The sequence below is a fragment of the Marinifilum fragile JCM 15579 genome (assembly GCF_001310955.1).
Taxonomy (GTDB): Bacteria; Bacteroidota; Bacteroidia; order Bacteroidales; family Marinifilaceae; genus Marinifilum; species Marinifilum fragile.
In genome coordinates, this window is the sequence record NZ_BAZX01000017.1 from 47,689 (window position 1) to 64,332 (window position 16,644).

16 protein-coding genes and 1 pseudogene are annotated in these 16,644 nt (G+C 34.8%); 11 read left to right on the forward strand and 6 right to left on the reverse strand.

The features are described from left to right. Positions 1-6: 6 nt before the first annotated feature. Positions 7-555, forward strand: a complete 549-nt coding sequence (locus JCM15579_RS13025; RefSeq protein ID WP_054720817.1) for a 5-formyltetrahydrofolate cyclo-ligase — start codon at positions 7-9, stop codon at positions 553-555. Between the two features lie 62 nt (positions 556-617). On the opposite strand, the gene fdxA is transcribed toward JCM15579_RS13025, so the two are convergent. Next, positions 618-788, reverse strand: a complete 171-nt coding sequence (gene fdxA, locus JCM15579_RS20075) for a 4Fe-4S ferredoxin (protein ID WP_083464674.1) — start codon at positions 786-788, stop codon at positions 618-620. 197 nt (positions 789-985) lie between these two features. Continuing rightward, complete coding sequence (locus JCM15579_RS13030; protein ID WP_054720819.1) at positions 986-2,158, reverse strand: M20 metallopeptidase family protein; 1,173 nt, start codon at positions 2,156-2,158, stop codon at positions 986-988. 310 nt (positions 2,159-2,468) lie between these two features. Between JCM15579_RS13030 and JCM15579_RS13035 the strand changes: the two genes are divergently transcribed. The 8 genes and pseudogenes from JCM15579_RS13035 to JCM15579_RS13070 all read left to right on the forward strand — a co-directional run bounded on the left by JCM15579_RS13035 (position 2,469) and on the right by JCM15579_RS13070 (position 11,822). Beyond that, positions 2,469-3,566 carry a DUF1573 domain-containing protein gene (locus JCM15579_RS13035; protein ID WP_054720821.1) on the forward strand — a complete coding sequence of 366 codons (1,098 nt, stop codon included), beginning with the start codon at positions 2,469-2,471 and terminating at the stop codon, positions 3,564-3,566. Positions 3,567-3,727: 161 nt separating this feature from the next. Further along, positions 3,728-4,858, forward strand: a complete 1,131-nt coding sequence (gene meaB, locus JCM15579_RS13040) for a methylmalonyl Co-A mutase-associated GTPase MeaB (RefSeq protein ID WP_054720822.1) — start codon at positions 3,728-3,730, stop codon at positions 4,856-4,858. A 91-nt stretch (positions 4,859-4,949) separates the two neighbouring features. Next, the gene (locus JCM15579_RS13045; RefSeq protein WP_054720824.1) at positions 4,950-6,044 is read left to right on the forward strand and encodes a TlpA disulfide reductase family protein; all 1,095 of its coding nucleotides are present in this window, start codon (positions 4,950-4,952) and stop codon (positions 6,042-6,044) included. 209 nt (positions 6,045-6,253) lie between these two features. Next, complete coding sequence (locus JCM15579_RS13050) at positions 6,254-7,126, forward strand: metal ABC transporter solute-binding protein, Zn/Mn family (protein ID WP_054720827.1); 873 nt, start codon at positions 6,254-6,256, stop codon at positions 7,124-7,126. A gap of 15 nt (positions 7,127-7,141) precedes the next feature. Beyond that, positions 7,142-7,870, forward strand: coding sequence for a metal ABC transporter ATP-binding protein (locus tag JCM15579_RS13055; RefSeq protein ID WP_054720829.1), 729 nt, complete (start codon positions 7,142-7,144; stop codon positions 7,868-7,870). A gap of 67 nt (positions 7,871-7,937) precedes the next feature. After that, a pseudogene (locus tag JCM15579_RS13060) lies at positions 7,938-8,728 on the forward strand (metal ABC transporter permease). Between the two features lie 91 nt (positions 8,729-8,819). Beyond that, complete coding sequence (gene lpdA, locus JCM15579_RS13065; RefSeq protein ID WP_054720831.1) at positions 8,820-10,214, forward strand: dihydrolipoyl dehydrogenase; 1,395 nt, start codon at positions 8,820-8,822, stop codon at positions 10,212-10,214. A 219-nt stretch (positions 10,215-10,433) separates the two neighbouring features. Beyond that, entirely contained in the window at positions 10,434-11,822 is a 1,389-nt protein-coding gene (locus tag JCM15579_RS13070; RefSeq protein ID WP_054720833.1) for a C1 family peptidase, read from the forward strand. A gap of 328 nt (positions 11,823-12,150) precedes the next feature. Here JCM15579_RS13070 and JCM15579_RS13075 read toward each other — a convergent pair whose 3' ends face one another. Then, positions 12,151-12,609, reverse strand: coding sequence for a hypothetical protein (locus tag JCM15579_RS13075; RefSeq protein WP_054720835.1), 459 nt, complete (start codon positions 12,607-12,609; stop codon positions 12,151-12,153). Positions 12,610-12,880: 271 nt separating this feature from the next. On the opposite strand from JCM15579_RS13075, the gene JCM15579_RS13080 reads away from it, so the two are divergent. Next, on the forward strand, positions 12,881-13,360 hold the full coding sequence (locus JCM15579_RS13080) for a Dps family protein (protein ID WP_054720837.1): 480 nt from the start codon (positions 12,881-12,883) through the stop codon (positions 13,358-13,360). A 51-nt stretch (positions 13,361-13,411) separates the two neighbouring features. Here JCM15579_RS13080 and JCM15579_RS13085 read toward each other — a convergent pair whose 3' ends face one another. From JCM15579_RS13085 to JCM15579_RS20870, 3 genes are read right to left on the reverse strand one after another with little or no spacing between them, the layout of a single operon-like run. Beyond that, positions 13,412-14,029, reverse strand: a complete 618-nt coding sequence (locus tag JCM15579_RS13085) for a DEAD/DEAH box helicase (RefSeq protein WP_054720839.1) — start codon at positions 14,027-14,029, stop codon at positions 13,412-13,414. A 32-nt stretch (positions 14,030-14,061) separates the two neighbouring features. Continuing rightward, positions 14,062-14,982, reverse strand: a complete 921-nt coding sequence (locus JCM15579_RS20865; RefSeq protein WP_306305816.1) for a vWA domain-containing protein — start codon at positions 14,980-14,982, stop codon at positions 14,062-14,064. Next, positions 14,949-15,911: a VWA domain-containing protein gene (locus tag JCM15579_RS20870; RefSeq protein ID WP_218186165.1), complete on the reverse strand. Its 963-nt coding sequence runs from the start codon at positions 15,909-15,911 to the stop codon at positions 14,949-14,951. The genes JCM15579_RS20865 and JCM15579_RS20870 overlap by 34 nt, the downstream gene beginning before the upstream one ends. 142 nt (positions 15,912-16,053) lie before the next feature. Here JCM15579_RS20870 and JCM15579_RS13095 point away from each other — a divergent pair, with 142 nt between their 5' ends. Further along, positions 16,054-16,644, forward strand: coding sequence for an RNA polymerase sigma factor (locus JCM15579_RS13095; protein WP_054720841.1), 591 nt, complete (start codon positions 16,054-16,056; stop codon positions 16,642-16,644).

Sequence of the window (16,644 nt, forward strand, 5' to 3'; positions counted from 1 at the left end):
AGATACATGGACACAACAAATATTGACGATCAAAAAAGAAGAATCAGGAAAGAGATAAAACTGATGAAGCAGGATTACTCTATAAAACAATTGAAGGAAATGTCTGTTCCTATTTTAAAGAAATTGGAGGAATTGCCGGAATTTGAAGAAGCAAAAACTGTAATGCTTTATTGGTCGATGAGCGATGAAGTGTTCTCACACGATTTTGTTTGTAAATGGGCCAGTAAGAAAAAAGTAATTTTGCCTTGTGTTAAAGGACAAACCTTAGATTTAAAAGTGTTTAAAGGAACTGAGAATTTGATTGAAGGTGAGAATTATGGAATTCCAGAACCTGATGGGCCAGTATTTATGGATGAAGATGAGATTGATTTAATTCTGATTCCGGGTGTTGCCTTTGACAAAGAGAATAATCGAATGGGAAGAGGAAAAGCATACTACGATCGTCTGCTTCAATCGCTAAGTGCATTTAAGGTTGGAATTTGTTTTGATTTTCAAGTTTTGGATCATGTTCCAATTGATGAGCATGATATAAAAATGAATTGTATCGTCTACTAGATTTAGAAATAAAAAAGCCAGTGATCTTATCACTGGCTTTTTAAATATCGGTTATTCTGCGATTATTCAGCGTGAATAGCTTCTACTGGACAAGCGTCAACACAAGTACCACAATCAGTACAAAGATCTGCGTCGATTACATAGCGCTCATCACCCATAGAGATAGCTTCAACAGGACATTCTCCTTCACAAGAACCGCATGAAATACAGTCGTCGTTAATTACGTAAGCCATTTTATTTTAATTTTAGTGTTAATACTAATGCAAATGTAATATCATATTTTTAATGGAGAAACAATTTATTCAGGAATTCCTTTATTTTGAAACAGATTAAATAATGAACAATAACAAAATATCAAACCTAATTTACAGTATTAAAGATGATTGAGTCTTTTATTTTTACATTTAAATCAAAAAAATAAGCTATTTGTTCAAATAGGATATTGCCATCCAGCCATTACGCCCATTGATGTTAGTAGTGCTTTTTCGTTTGCTTCAAAATTTGGAGTATGCAATGATCCTTCCTTATCTGATTTAACTCCAAATCGATAAAAAGTAACTGGGTACTTTTGGGAATAAAAACCAAAATCTTCAGTAGTCATTCTAATATCCATGTTTACAACTCTATCTTCACCAATTAAAGAAATGGCATCAGCTTTTGCCTGATCGGTGTATGTTTCGTGATTTACCAAAAATGGATAACCGTGTTTGATATCCACTTTACATTCGGCTCCCATTCCTTTTGCTGTGGATTGAGCAATGTCAGTAATTAACTGTTTGGCTTTAGCTCTCCACTCTTCGTTCATGGTTCTGAAAGTACCAGCAATTTTAACCTCTTCCGGGATAATGTTGGTTGCTCCATTGGCTTCAATTTTTCCAAATGATAACACGGTTGGAATTCTGGCATCGCAATGTCTGCTAACAATTTGTTGCAGAGCTACTATAATATGTGAGGCAATTAATACATTGTCGGTGCAACGATGAGGCATGGCAGCATGTCCTCCTTTGCCTTTTACGGTTAGGTAAATTTCATCTCCGGAAGCCATGTACATTCCTGATCTGAAACCTACTGTTCCCGTAGGCATGTCAGGTAGAACGTGTGCACCAAGAATCCATTCAGGTTCGGGTTGTAAGGCTCCTTCTTCCATCATTAGTCTGGCTCCGCCTGGCAATAATTCTTCTCCAGGTTGAAAAATCAATAGGATAGTGCCTTCCCATTCAGTTTTAAATTGGTTTAAAATTTTAGCAGCACCCAGCAAACTTGCCATATGCATATCGTGACCACAAGCATGCATCACCCCATCGTTTTTAGAACAATATTTATTTTCAGAATTTTCATTAATTGGCAAGGCATCCATATCAGAGCGCAATGCAATTACCTTTTTGGATGGATTTTTTCCTTCAATTTTACCGACAATACCTGTTTTTACGAATCCATTGGTATATGGAATTCCATATTCATCCAGCTTTGCCTGTATGTATTCTGAAGTTTTAAATTCTTCAAATGATAATTCGGGATTTTGATGCAAATGAGCACGAATATCAATAATCTCTGTTTCGATTGATTGTGCAAATTCCTGTATTTGATTTTTTAAATTGGTCATAGTTGTGGTTAATGAATATATTTAATCTCGAAAATAAACAATTTAATTGAGCTCAGCTTATTTTACTTTCATACAAAGCTAAGAATACTTTATAATTTGCTATAAATATTATTGGAGCTGGTACGGTTATTGAATTGTCTACAAAGCTTACGAGAGTAGAATGGGCTTAACAAGTATTTAACTATATTTCGTATGGTAATCGATTAAAAATGTTTAGTTTTGTATGATTTCTGAATTTTTCAGGAAAAAAATAAACTCTTTTGAGACTTTATCGTATTAAACAAAAGTTGATAAAAAATATTAGTAAGTTATGAATAGAAAAATAATTTTCTTGTTGGCAGTAGTTCTTTGTGGAAGTGTAGCTTTTGCTAATGCCCAAAATACGAAACCAGTAATGAAATTCGCTTCTAAAACACACGATTTTGGAACTTTTAAAGAAGAGTTGGGGAAACAAGTTTACTCTTTTGAATTTGTAAATGAAGGAAAACAGCCTATTATTATCAATCAGGTTCGTTCTTCTTGTGGTTGTACTTCTCCAGATTGGACCAAGAAGCCTGTTGCTCCAGGACAAAAAGGATTCATTAAAGCAACTTTTGATCCTAAAAATCGTCCAGGGCCTTTTAACAAATCTATCACAATAACTGCGAATACGAATCCTTCAATAACTATATTAAGAATTAAAGGAACAGTAACACCTAGGGTTAAAACAATTGCTGATCTTTATCCAAGATTAATGGAAGGGTTGCGATTGAAGAATAATCATTTATCGCTAACTAAGGTTAAAAATACAGAGATTAAAGAGGGAGCATTAGAAGTATATAATGATAGCAATGAAGATATTAGTATTGCATTTAAAAGAATGCCTGCACATCTTCAGTTAAAAATGGTTCCTGAAAAGCTGGCCCCTAAGCAAAAAGGTAAAATTGTTGCATTATACGATGGGGGAAAGAAAAATGATTGGGGATTTGTTACAGATTACATGGATTTAATCGTGAACCAAAAACATAAGCCTGGTCAAAGAATTATTGTAAGTGCTAATATTGTTGAAGATTTCGCAAGATTAACAGAAGAAGAGAAGAGTGTTGCTCCTAAGGTTGAGTTCACTGAAAAAGTTTTTGACTTTGGAGAACTAACCCAAGGACAGAATGCCGAGCATGTTTTTACCATGAAAAACAATGGTGCCTCTGACTTAATTATTCGTAAAACAAAATCTTCTTGTGGTTGCACAGCCATTGCTCCTCAAGCAAAAATTATTAAAGCAGGAGAGGAAACAGAAATTAAGGTTGTCTTTAATTCAAGAGGAAAAAGAGGGCGTCAAAACAAATTGATTACCGTAATTACGAATGATCCGATTCATTCAGAAGTGAATTTAAGAGTAAGAGGTAATGTTATCATGCCCAAGAGCTAAGAAAATATGATTTGAAATATGAGCCTTTCAGTTTCTGAAAGGCTTTTTTATGTGCTAATTTTAAGAGTTGCTAACAAACATATGCACTTTTCTTGATGTTTGCAGATGGCTTAAGTACTAAATTTATAACTTCGCATACATAACAATTAGATCAAAGAATCATGTCAGATAAAAATAAGAAACAGGATCATATCGAGAATGATCCTTCATATAAGGGATTACAAGTAAATTCAGGAATAAGTCAACCACCTTCAATCAATCCTCGAATAGCTGAGCGTTTAAAGAAAAACAAACGCAAAAAATATACTGTTGACGATTTCGTAAAAGGAATTTTAGATGGCGATAGAGGGATATTGAGCCAGGCAATTACATTGATTGAAAGTTCTAAATTTGAGCATCAGAAAATTGCCCAGGAAATTATTGAAAAATGTTTGCCGTATTCTGGCAAATCGGTTCGTATTGGGGTTACTGGTGTTCCAGGTGCTGGAAAGAGTACTTTTATTGAAGCCTTTGGCAAGCATGTAACCGGACAAGGACACAAGTTGGCAGTGTTGGCTATTGACCCTAGTAGTGAAAGAAGCAAAGGAAGTATCCTGGGAGATAAAACCAGAATGGAAGAACTTTCAGTAGATCAAAATGCATACATTCGTCCTTCTCCATCGGCAGGATCCTTGGGAGGTGTGGCTCGTAAAACCCGCGAAAGTTTAATTTTGTGTGAAGCTGCAGGATTTGATACCATTCTGATTGAAACAGTCGGTGTTGGACAATCGGAAACAGCAGTTCACTCTATGGTGGATTTCTTCCTTTTGATAAAAATTGCAGGTGCTGGTGATGAGTTGCAAGGAATCAAAAGAGGGATTATGGAAATGGCAGATTTAATTTCCATTAACAAGGCTGATGGAAATAATATACACAAAGCGCAATTGGCAAGGGTGCAATTCGAAAATGCGCTTCACTTGTTCCCAAAATCGCCATCAGGCTGGTCTCCAAAAGTTTTAACTTGTTCTGCAATTGAAAAAACAGGGATTGATAAAATTTGGGATACCATTATGGATTATTGCAGCCATACACAGCAAAACGGTTATTTTGAGCAAAGAAGAAGTGAGCAAGCCAAATACTGGATGTATGAAACCATTAATGAGCAATTAAAGGATGGTTTTTACCAGAAACAGTTGATTAAAGAACAGATTCCAGAATTTGAAAATAAAGTTTTAAATGATGAAATGAGTTCTTTTGTTGCAGCATTTAAATTATTGAATGCCTATTTTCAGGATATCAAGAATAAAGAGTAAATCGATACGTATATCGAAAATCGTTTCGATTACACGTTTATTTTGGTAGATTTAGGAATTCATAATTATTAACACACAAAATACCGTACACATGAAAAAGTTATTTATCGCCATAGCAGCGATTGGTTTATTTTTTACTTCTTGTAATCAAGGTGAACAATTTAAGCTAACTGGTAATATATCAGGACAATCAGAAGGTAAAGTATACCTTTCAAAAGTTCAGGATAATGAATTGGTAAAAATCGATTCGGCAGAATTAAAGGAAGGCGTTTTTGAATTTGTTGGAACTGTTGCTTCTCCTCAGAGATATTTTATTCAATTGGATGGTAAAAAAGAAGCAATTCAATTTTTTGTAGAAAATGCGAATATTGAAATTAGTGCTGATGCTGAGAAATTGGCTGAAGCTAAAGTGGTAGGTTCTGCAGAGCAAGATGTGTACGTAGCATATCAAGAATCACAAAAGGTTTTTAATGAAAAAAACATGAATCTGCGTAAAGAGTATATGGCTGCCAGAAATGCTCAAGATCAGGCAAAAATGGATTCTATCAGAGAGGTTGCAATGAAAATGGAAGAAGAAGTAGATGCTGTAACCGATGAATTTTTAAAGAATAATGCAACATCAGTTGTTTCTGGTTTTATTAAATACAGAATGACAGGAGGAATGGAGCTTGCAAAGATGGAAGAAATGTACAATGCAATGCCTGAAAATGTAAAAGCTTCTATTTATGGTGTTAAAATCAAAGATAAAATTGACTTATTAAATAGTGTAGCTGTTGGTAAAACTGCTCCTGATTTTACTTTGAATACTCCTGAAGATACTCCACTTAGTCTTTCTTCATTAAAAGGGAAAGTAGTTGTTATTGACTTCTGGGCATCATGGTGTGGTCCTTGTAGAAGAGAAAATCCACATATGGTTGAACTGTATAAGGAAGTTAACGAAAGAGGAGTTGAATTCTTGGGAGTTTCTCTAGATAAGGATAAAGACAAGTGGTTAAAAGCCATTGAAGATGACGGTTTGATTTGGAAGCATGTTTCTGACCTGAAATATTGGAATTCTGAAGCAGCTAAAATGTATGGAATTAGTGGTATTCCTGCTACAGTTCTTCTTGATCAAAATGGTGTAATTGTAGCTAAAAACTTAAGAAGTGCTGAATTGAAAGTAGAAATTGAAAAATTACTTCAATAGTATATTTAAGATATTAAGGTTGGCCCGATGGATTCTTTCTATCGGGCTTTTTGTTTGTAATAGGAATTTGACTAAATTCATTATTCTGAATCATGCAATAAAACAGCTATGCTTTGAGTCATTTTTAGCGAGGATTTCAATTGTTGATTCGAAAAAATATTTACTTTTGTTATTTAAATCAGATCTAAATAAATTAATTCAATAAACAAATGAGATTTGTTAATATTCTTATTCTTTCCGTATTAATATTCGGAATATACTCTTGTCAACCAAAGCAAGCTAAAAAAACAGAAAATCAAATTTCGGTAAGTATTTTACCTCAGAAATATTTTGTGGAACGAATTGCTGGGAATGACTTTCAGGTTAATATTTTAATTCCTCCAGGAGGTAGTCCTGCAACCTACGAACCAACTCCTATGCAAATGGAACAGGTTGCAAAATCGGTTGCTTATTTTAAAATTGGACATATCCCTTTCGAAAATACCTGGATGAACAACATGATTGAAACAGCAGGAGATATTAAAGTATATAACCTTTCGAAAGGAATTGAGTTAGTGCGTGGACCAGAAGTTCAGCATGGCGACCATTTTCACGAGGGAGGTATTGATCCGCATACTTGGTCTTCGCCAAAAGCAGTTATTCAAATTGTTCAAAACCTATACGAAGGTTTGGTGGATTTGGCTCCAGAGAAAGAAGAAATATACAAGAAGAATCTGAACCAATTTCTTTCAGAATTGGAAATGTTGGATCAAGAATCAGAAGAAGTTTTTGCAGGAGCTAAGCACAAATCATTTATGATATTTCATCCGGCATTGACATATTTGGCTCGAGACTATGGTTTGAATCAAATTCCAATAGAATTACATGGCAAAGAACCTTCTCCAGCTCACATGCAAAATTTAATTGGTGAGGCTGAAAAACATGATATTAAGGTTGTCTTTATTCAGAAACAATTTAATAAAGAAAATGCTGAAGCCATTGCAAAAGAGATTAATGCTAAGGTGATTCAAATTGATCCTTTGAATGAAGATTGGATGGCTGAAATGAAAAGCATTGTCAATCACTTAAAAGGTGACGCTTAAATTCAAAAAACTAAGATGAACAAACTTCTGGAACTGAAATCCATAAATGCAGCCTACGACGACAAGTTGGTGTTGAAAGATGTCGACTTGGTAGTGAATCAAAATGATTTTGTTGGAATTATTGGGCCAAATGGAGGTGGTAAAACTACCTTACTCAAGGTGATTCTTGGCATTTTAAAGCCTGTAAGTGGAGAAATGTATGTGAATGGAAGCACGATTGGTTATTTACCTCAAATTAATCAAATTGATAAAAAATTTCCGATTTCTGTTCGAGATGTAGTTTTATCGGGTTTGATGGGGGTGAAAAAATTATTTGGAAGGTATAGTCCAGAGAATCGAAAGCGTGCAAATGAATTGATGGATCAAATGGGCATTCTTCATTTGAGAAATAAGAACATTGGCGAGCTTTCAGGCGGTCAGTTGCAAAGGGTATTTTTGTGCAGAGCAATTATTTCTGATCCCCAGCTGTTGATTTTAGATGAGCCAGATACCTATGTGGACAGTAATTTTGAAGGGGAATTGTATGATATTTTGGATCAATTGAATGATCACATCGCAATTATCATTGTATCGCACGATGTTGGAACCATTTGTTCGCACGTAAAAACCATTGCCTGTGTAAATCAAACACTGTGTTATCACGATTCCAATATCATATCACAAGAGCAGCTTAAAGCTTATAATTGTCCAATCGATTTAATTACTCACGGTGAAGTTCCGCATCGAGTATTAAAGCATCATTAGTAGTATGAACTCTATATTTGAATTATTTCAATATCAATTTTTTACCAATGCGGTATTTGCTGCAATAATGGCCAGCATTACTTGTGGGATTATTGGATCATACATCGTTTCGCGTCGCATTGTGTTTATTAGTGGTGGAATTACCCATGCATCTTTTGGAGGAATTGGAATTGCTTGGTATATGGGATTGAACCAATATTGGGAGCTGCCCTGTTTGGTGTTTTATCAGCTTTTGGGATTGAATGGTTGTCGAAAAAAACTGATGTGAGACAGGACTCTGTTATTGGAATTCTGTGGGCATTGGGAATGGCATTGGGGATCATATTTATATACATGACTCCTGGTTATGCCCCTAATTTGATGAGCTTTCTGTTTGGAAATATACTAACTGTTGGTAGTTTGGACTTATTGCTTTTGTTGGGTTTAAGCATTTTAACGATTCTTGTTTTTGCAATGTTTCTGAAACCGATTTTGTATGTAGCCTTTGATGAAGAATTTGCTAAAACACAGCGTATTCCAGTTCACTTTATCAGTTACCTGATGATTGCCTTGGTGGCTTTGGCAATTGTTTTGAACATACGTGTGGTAGGAATTATTCTGGTAATTTCATTCCTAACCATTCCACAAACTATTGCCAATATGTTTACGAAGGACTTTAAGAGAATGATTTTTGGATCAATCGGATTTGGCTTATTAGGTTCTTTCATTGGTTTATTGGTGTCGTATAAAATTAATGCCCCTTCGGGAGCAACCATTATATTTTCATTTGTAATTTTATTTGTGATTGCCAAATTGGTGCAGTTGTCAATGATTGCAATAAGAAGGAAAGAAGGAATTAAAGGAGAAAAAATAGGATAGAAGAAATTTTCTATCAATAAATTAATATATAAAAGTATCTGTATTAAATTAGCAGAGCGAAATTTGTACTAACATAAACAACAAAATAAAAATGAGTTACGATTTAATAGTAGTAGGAAGTGGTCCTGGTGGATACGTAGCTGCCATTCGTGCTTCACAATTGGGAATGAAAGTAGCAGTTGTAGAACGTGCTGAACTGGGTGGTATTTGTTTGAACTGGGGATGTATCCCTACAAAATCTTTGTTGAAATCGGCACAAGTTTTTGAATACATGAAACATGCAGATGATTATGGATTGTCTGTTGATGGTGATGTAAAAGCTGATTTTGAAAAGGTTGTTGCTCGTAGTCGCGGTGTGGCAGAAAAGATGAGTGGTGGTATTCAGTATCTTTTCAAAAAGAATAAAATTGAAGTTCTAAATGGTTTCGGAAAGCTAATTGGTAACAAGCAAGTTGAAGTTTCTGCTGAAGATGGTACCAAAACTACTTACGAAGCAAAGCATATTATTTTGGCAACAGGTGCTCGTTCGCGCGAATTGCCAAATCTTCCACAGGATGGAAAAAGAATCATTGGTTACAGAAAGGCATTGACGCTTGAGAAATTGCCTAAGTCAATGATTGTAGTTGGATCTGGTGCTATTGGATCTGAGTTTGCTTACTTTTATTCAACAATGGGAACAAATGTGACTTTGGTTGAGTTCATGCCAAACATTCTTCCTGTTGAAGACGAAGAGGTATCGAAGCAAATGGGACGTTCATTCAAGAAGAACAAGATTAAGGTGATGACTCACTCAACTGTGGAATCGGTGGAAGGTGAAGAAGGAAACCTTAAGGTGAACATCAAGAACAAGAAAGGCGAGATGGAAGTTCACGAGTGTGAAGTTGTTCTTTCTGCTGTAGGTATTACTCCAAATACTGAAGGTATTGGTCTTGAAGAAGTAGGTGTAGCAACTGAAAACGGTCGTGTGATTGTAGATGATTACTACCGCACAAATGTTGAAGGTGTTTACGCCATTGGTGATATCGTGAAAGGTCCTGCTTTGGCACACGTTGCTTCTGCTGAAGGGATTACTTGTGTTGAGAAAATTGCAGGTATGAAGGTTGAGCCTATCGATTATACTACCATTCCTGGATGTACTTACACAGTTCCTGAAGTAGCTTCAATGGGTATGACAGAACAAGCAGCTAAAGATGCTGGTCATGAAGTGAAGATTGGTAAATTCCCATTCTCAGCTTCAGGTAAGGCAAGTGCAGCCGGTGCTAACGAAGGATTCGTAAAATTGGTATTCGATGCGAAATATGGCGAGTTGTTAGGTGCTCATATGGTTGGTGCCAACGTTACTGAAATGATTGCTGAATTGATCGTTGCTCGTAAGCTAGAAACTACAGGTCACGAATTGATCAAAGCAATTCACCCTCACCCAACCATGTCGGAGGCAGTTATGGAAGCTGCAGCTGCTGCTTACGATGAGGTGATTCATATCTAAGGAGAAAGGAAAAAGTATCAAATTTCAGGAATTTGAACTTTTCTTAAAAAAATATCCCTGAAAAGGGAAAATAGAAACAGCCCGGGGTTTTGCCTCGGGTTTTTTATTTGAAAAATTTAAACTTTAAATGACTTACCTGTTCTACAACTTTCTTGATTCCTATTTTAATTTTTAAGTTTGTGTCAACAATTTAACAACCTACAAAAACAAACAGTACAGATGAGAAAGTTATTATTGGTTCCTGCAATGCTTTTGGCATTAACAGGAGTATCACAAGCTCAGAAATCAGGATCTGTTGATGCAAAAACACTTGAAGAGATTCGTTCCAGCTTTAAGTTAGATGCAAATACACAAGCAATCCAAAACGCGATTACAAATACGGAAAGTATTAGAGAATTATCTTTGAACAGATCAAAAATTGGTAAAACCGATCATTACTTTAAATACAGAGTGGATGTAAAAGGGATTACCGATCAGGAAAGTTCAGGAAGATGTTGGATGTTTACTTCTATGAATACCATTCGTCCAAATGCGATGAAGAAATTCAATTTGAATGCATTCGATTTTTCTCACAACTATAACTATTTCTGGGATTTGTTTGAGAAATCAAACTTGTTCCTTGAAAATATTATTGCAACTGCCGATCGTGATATGGATGATCGTGAGGTTGTAACTTATTTTAAATCTCCTGTTGGTGATGGTGGAGTATGGAACTCATTCTATAATGTAGCTAAAAAGTATGGTGTAGTTCCAGCTGAGATTATGCCAGAAACAAAAGTAAGTAACAAAACTCGCGAAATTGGTAGTTTATTGAATGAAAAATTAAGAGGCGAAGGTTACAAATTAAGAATGTTGGCAGCAGAAAAGGCATCAGCAAAGAAATTGGAAGCTGCTAAGGTAGAATCTTTAAAGTCTATTTACAGAATGCTTGCTTTAGGTTTAGGTGAGCCGCCAGTAGAATTCGAATGGAGATTTAAAGATTCAGAAGGCAATATCAGCGAAAGCAAAACTTACACTCCTCAGCAATTTTTAGAAGAAGTTGCTCCAGGATATGCTAACATTGAAATGGTAATGATCATGAACGATCCTACTCGTGAGTATTACAAAGTTTATGAAATCAAGAATTACAGAAATGTTTCGGAAGGTGTTAACTGGACTTACTTGAACTTGCCAAATGAGGACATCAAGAAGTTTGCAATGGCTTCTATCAAGAATAACGAGGCAATGTATGCATCATGTGATGTAGGAAAACAGCACAACCGCAAAACAGGTGTAATGGATGTAAATACTTACGATTACGCTTCATTATTGGGAGTTGAGTTCGATATGGACAAAAAGGCAAGAGTCTTAACCCGTCAGTCTGGTTCTTCGCATGCTATGGCCTTGGTTGGTGTAGATGTTGATGAAAACGAAAAGCCAGTAAAATGGGAGTTCGAAAATTCTTGGGGATCAGGTTCTGGTCACAATGGTTACATTACTTTCACCGACGCATGGTTCGATGCTTATATGTTCCGTGTGGTAATCAACAAGAAGTACTTAGATGAAAAAGCTAAAAAGGCTTCAGAAAGCAAACCAGTACAATTGCCAGTTTGGGATTATATGTTCTAAACTGCTTGTAAGATATAAGGAAGGGTGTTTTCTATAGGAGAACACCTTTTTTTATTCTATTCTGATTGTTGTATATGCTCTTCATTTGGCTGAGGAGATCATTTTCCCAAAAAAGAAGCTTCTGAATTGGTTCAGGATGTCATTTTTTCAAAAAAGAAGTTCCTGAATTGGTTCAGGATGTCATTTCTTCAAAAAAGAAGTTCCTGAATTGGTTCAGCAGGTCGTTTTCTCAAAAAAGAAGTTCCTGAATTGATTCAGGATGTCATTTTCCCAAAAAAGAAAAGCCCCGAACATCGTTCGAGGCTTAACTGTAAATATATCTTTGAAATTATTGCTTTAATTTCTTGAATATAAAACGAGTAATAAAGATACCTTTACCATCACCTTTACCACTATCACTTTCTACACCACTGGTAACAAAAGCCAATTCGTAACCTTGTTCAACCAAATTGTTGATTTTTGATGAGATCAATGCATCGTTAGAAGCAATGTTTTGGAAATTGATACCTGCAATACTATAGAAGTTCAATAGTTTTGTTTCTGCAAACAAACTTACTTTGGCATCAGATCTTTTTACATCTTTCTGATTGCTTTTTTTACCATCTGTTCTTTCTGTGGTAAATGCATTTGCATCAATTGGAGACTTTTCTTCGATAATTCTAGAACGACCAATACCCATTGGTACGATAGATTCTATCGTAGTGATTACTTTGTACTCGTAAGATTGAGCATTAGCATCGATAAAAAGCCCACAGGCAATAATGAAAAGTAAAACTAATTTTTTCATACTTGGTAATTAATTTACTGGTTTATAAATATTAGTAGGTTTTTGAAGATCACTAAACTATAAAAATTATTTAGATAATGTCATTACTAAACAAAATTTTTCATCATGCTAATTGATATATTTATCGAATTTTCATGAGCATGATGAGAGAGGCACATGTTTTTGTTTATCAAGTATAAGTTAATCTTATGGATGTATAAGATCATCTTATTTTCAATTATAGATATTTGTATCAAGAAAATGACAAATCAATAATTAAAAAATAAGAATCATGAAAAATCTAAAAGAGAATCAAGCAACAGTTGAGTTAACAGCAAACGAAAGAGAAGTTGAGCAATTACAAATTTTATTGGCAAACTACCAGTTGTATTATCAAAATTTACGAAACTTTCACTGGAATGTAAGGGGGCGTGCATTCTTCGAATTGCATGCGAAATTTGAAGAGTTATATACCGATGCAAGTGATAAAGTTGATGAAATTGCTGAACGAATCTTAACCTTAGATGGTCATCCATTAGGAAATTACTCTGACTATGTAGCCATTTCAAGCATTCAGGAAGCAAACTCTAATACAAGCGGAGAGGAAATGGTTCAGCAGGTTGTTGATTCACATGAAGTGTTGATCGAAAAAGTTAGAAATGTAATTGCGGAAGCAAATGAGAATGAAGATGAGGGAACTTTGGATATATTACCAGCTTATATTTCGTACTTAGAGAAAATTAGTTGGATGCTTAAAGCATATTTAAAGTAATTCAAATATTTATTGTATAAGAAAGCCTCCAAATTTGGAGGCTTTTATTTTTTATTCGTTCTCAATATCCAGTATTAGTGGAAAATTCATGTTTTCATCCATAAACTTATCCATTTGAACCGTAAATCTCTCACAGAAAACAATACGTTGAGATTTTGGAATATATGGAGACAATCTGTTGATTTCAGACAAAATCTGATCTCTCATAATTAGTTCGGCATCATCAATGATGAACATTTTTAAATTGTTCAGATTAATTCCGCTAAAAGAATATAACTCATTCAATTTTTTAGCCGTTGCAATTACAACATCCGAGCCTGCATATATCTTATCTCTTAAATCGTGAAGATTTCCAGCATCACCTTCGCAAAAAACTCTTAAATCAGTATTTTGTGCCAAAGCTTCAAACTGTTCTTTCATCTCAATGGATTTTTCTCTGCTCGAGACAACAATTAAAGCTCTTGGTACATCTTCGAATTCCGATTTCAGCTGTTGAATTACACTGATTACAATAGTAGACGACTTACCACTTTTTTCATCGGCACGAATCATTAAATCAACACCGCTTTTTATTTTTGAAATACTCTGTTTTTGAACTTTTCTTGGTGTTTCGAAGCCATATTGTTCTAAGGCTTCCAATAAATGTTGATCTAATTTTTTTAAGAACATCTTTTTTTGCTTTTTGTTTGAATGTCGCAAATTTACAAATGTTTTGCCAATTTCATTAATCTGATAAATTCACCACGATATCCTTCTTCATCTTTGCCTTTTGAATTTTGAGCCAAATCAATTAGCATTTCGTAATTACAGTTTCCTTTGTGTTTGGATTCGCGAAGGAGTAAACCAAAACCAGCAACAGCAGCAGAGAACTGGAAGTTTTCAGAAAGAGATTGTTTAGCTTGTATATTCATAGGAATTTCTTCAGTAATTAAGATGCTTTTTCTTCCTTCAGGATTTTTATATCTGAATTTCACACTTGCAATTTCATCTTTTGAAAGAGCTTTGGCATTTAATTTTGTATCCTGATATTTCAGATTTTGATCCTTCTTTTTCTTTTTTGCCAGTTTAATCTCGTAAAGTGCAGTTACATTGTGTCCCGAGCCAAGTTCACCTGCATCCTTTTTGTCATCATCAAAATCTTCCTTGTTTAGCATTCTGTTTTCGTAGCCAATTAATCGATACTCTTCTACAATTGCCGGGTTAAACTCAATTTGTATTTTTACATCTTTGGCAATGGTGTGAAGAGTTCCTCCAAATTCGTTTACCAGAACTTTTTTGGCTTCCAATATGTTATCGATATAGGAGTAATTGCCATTTCCTTTGTCCGCAATGATTTCCATTTTATCATCTTTGTAATTTCCCATGCCAAATCCCAATACTGAGATGAACACGCCATTATTGCGTTCTTTTTCAATTAGCCTTTCCATCTCGGCATTGCTCGAAATGCCAATATTAAAATCTCCATCCGTAGCAAGTATGATTCTGTTGTTTCCACCATCGATAAAATTTTCGCGAGCAGTTTTGTATGCCAATTCTAATCCTGCGGCTCCAGCAGTTGAACCACCTGCATTTAATTTATTTAATGCATTTAAGATTTCTTCTTTTTTGTTCCCGTTGGTGATGGTAAAACCAAACCAGAACTACCGGCATATACTACAATGGCAACTTTATCTTCAGGACGCAATTGATTTACCAAAAGTTTAAAAGCTTTCTTTAATAAAGGCAGTTTGTTTTGTGAATTCATCGATCCAGATACATCTAACAGGAATACCAGGTTTGATGCTGGAAGGTTTTCTGTTTCAATTTTTTTTCCTTGCAATCCAATATGTAGTAGTAGGTTATCATTGTTCCAAGGGCATCGTGCTATTTCGTGATGAATGGCAAAAGGATGCTCACCTGTAGGTTGCTCGTAGTTGTAGTTGAAGTAATTGATCATTTCTTCAATTCGTACTGCATCAATTGGAGGTTTTTCTCCATTGGTTAGAAACCTACGAACATTGCTATAAGATGCTGCATCAACATCAATGGAAAAAGTTGAAATTGGACTTTCTACTGCATTTTTGTAGTTGTTTTCATTAATTGTGGAGTATCCTTCGGTATTGTAGGTCATATCTGGCATCATTTCATATTGACAAAAAGCCATTGTATTTCTTTTTTCTCTTCTTGAGCTTTTTCCGCGAATTCTAATACCAGCAACACTACTAGAGAAGCTTTTCTTTGTCTTTTTTCCATACCCAACAACAATTACTTCATCTACGCTAATTTGTTCTGCTTGCATGATAACATTTATTACTGTTTGGTCTTTCACCTCAATCTCCTGTGTCATCAAGCCAACAAAAGAATAAATTAAAATATCACCTTTTTCAACTTCAATTGTATACTGACCATCAAAATTGGTTGAAGTTCCATTGGTTGTACCTTTAATTACGATACTCACTCCAGGTATTGCAAGATTTGATTCATCCGTAACAATACCGCTTATGGTTTTTGCTGAAAGGGAAGTAGAAATAAGAATTCCTAGCAGTCCCAATAATAATTTTAAAGCTCTCATAATTCTATTTTTTTAATGATTACTGTTCGTCTTTGTCATTAGGATGCAAGACAAGAATAAATTCCATAAAAAATTTTCATCTTTTTTCTGAAATGGTTAACTAGCATAAGAATTAAAGCTGATAATTAACACAGATAGATTAATGTTTCGGTCTAAAAGAAATCCTGATAAACTTTCTGATCAAGAGTTGCTGGAATCATATATTGATTCTGGCGATTTGAAAGAATTGGGTGCGATTTATTCCCGATATATGCATTTGGTTTATGGTGTATGTTTAAAATATCTGCATGACAGAGAGAAAGCAAAGGATGCAGTAAATGCTATTTTTGAACACTTGATATCAGAAATCCCTAAATTTGAGATAAAGAATTTTAAACCGTGGTTGTATGTGGTTTGTAAAAACTATTGTCTGATGCAATTAAGGAAACAAAAATCTCAGAAAAATCAGGCAGACAAATTTTTACAGTTGCAATTTGTGGAATCTACTACTTATCTGCATCCTATTGATGAGACACCGGATTTAAATCTGGAACAAAATCTGAGAAGGTGCATTGATAGGTTAAAGGAAGAGCAGCAAAAGAGTATTTTGTTGTTTTACTATGAAGAGAAATGTTATCAAGAGATATCGGAACAGTTGAAATATCCGGTAAACAAAGTGAAAAGCTATATACAAAACGGAAAAAGGAACTTGAAGATTTGCATGGAAGAATTTGCCAAACAAAATGAAGTCTAA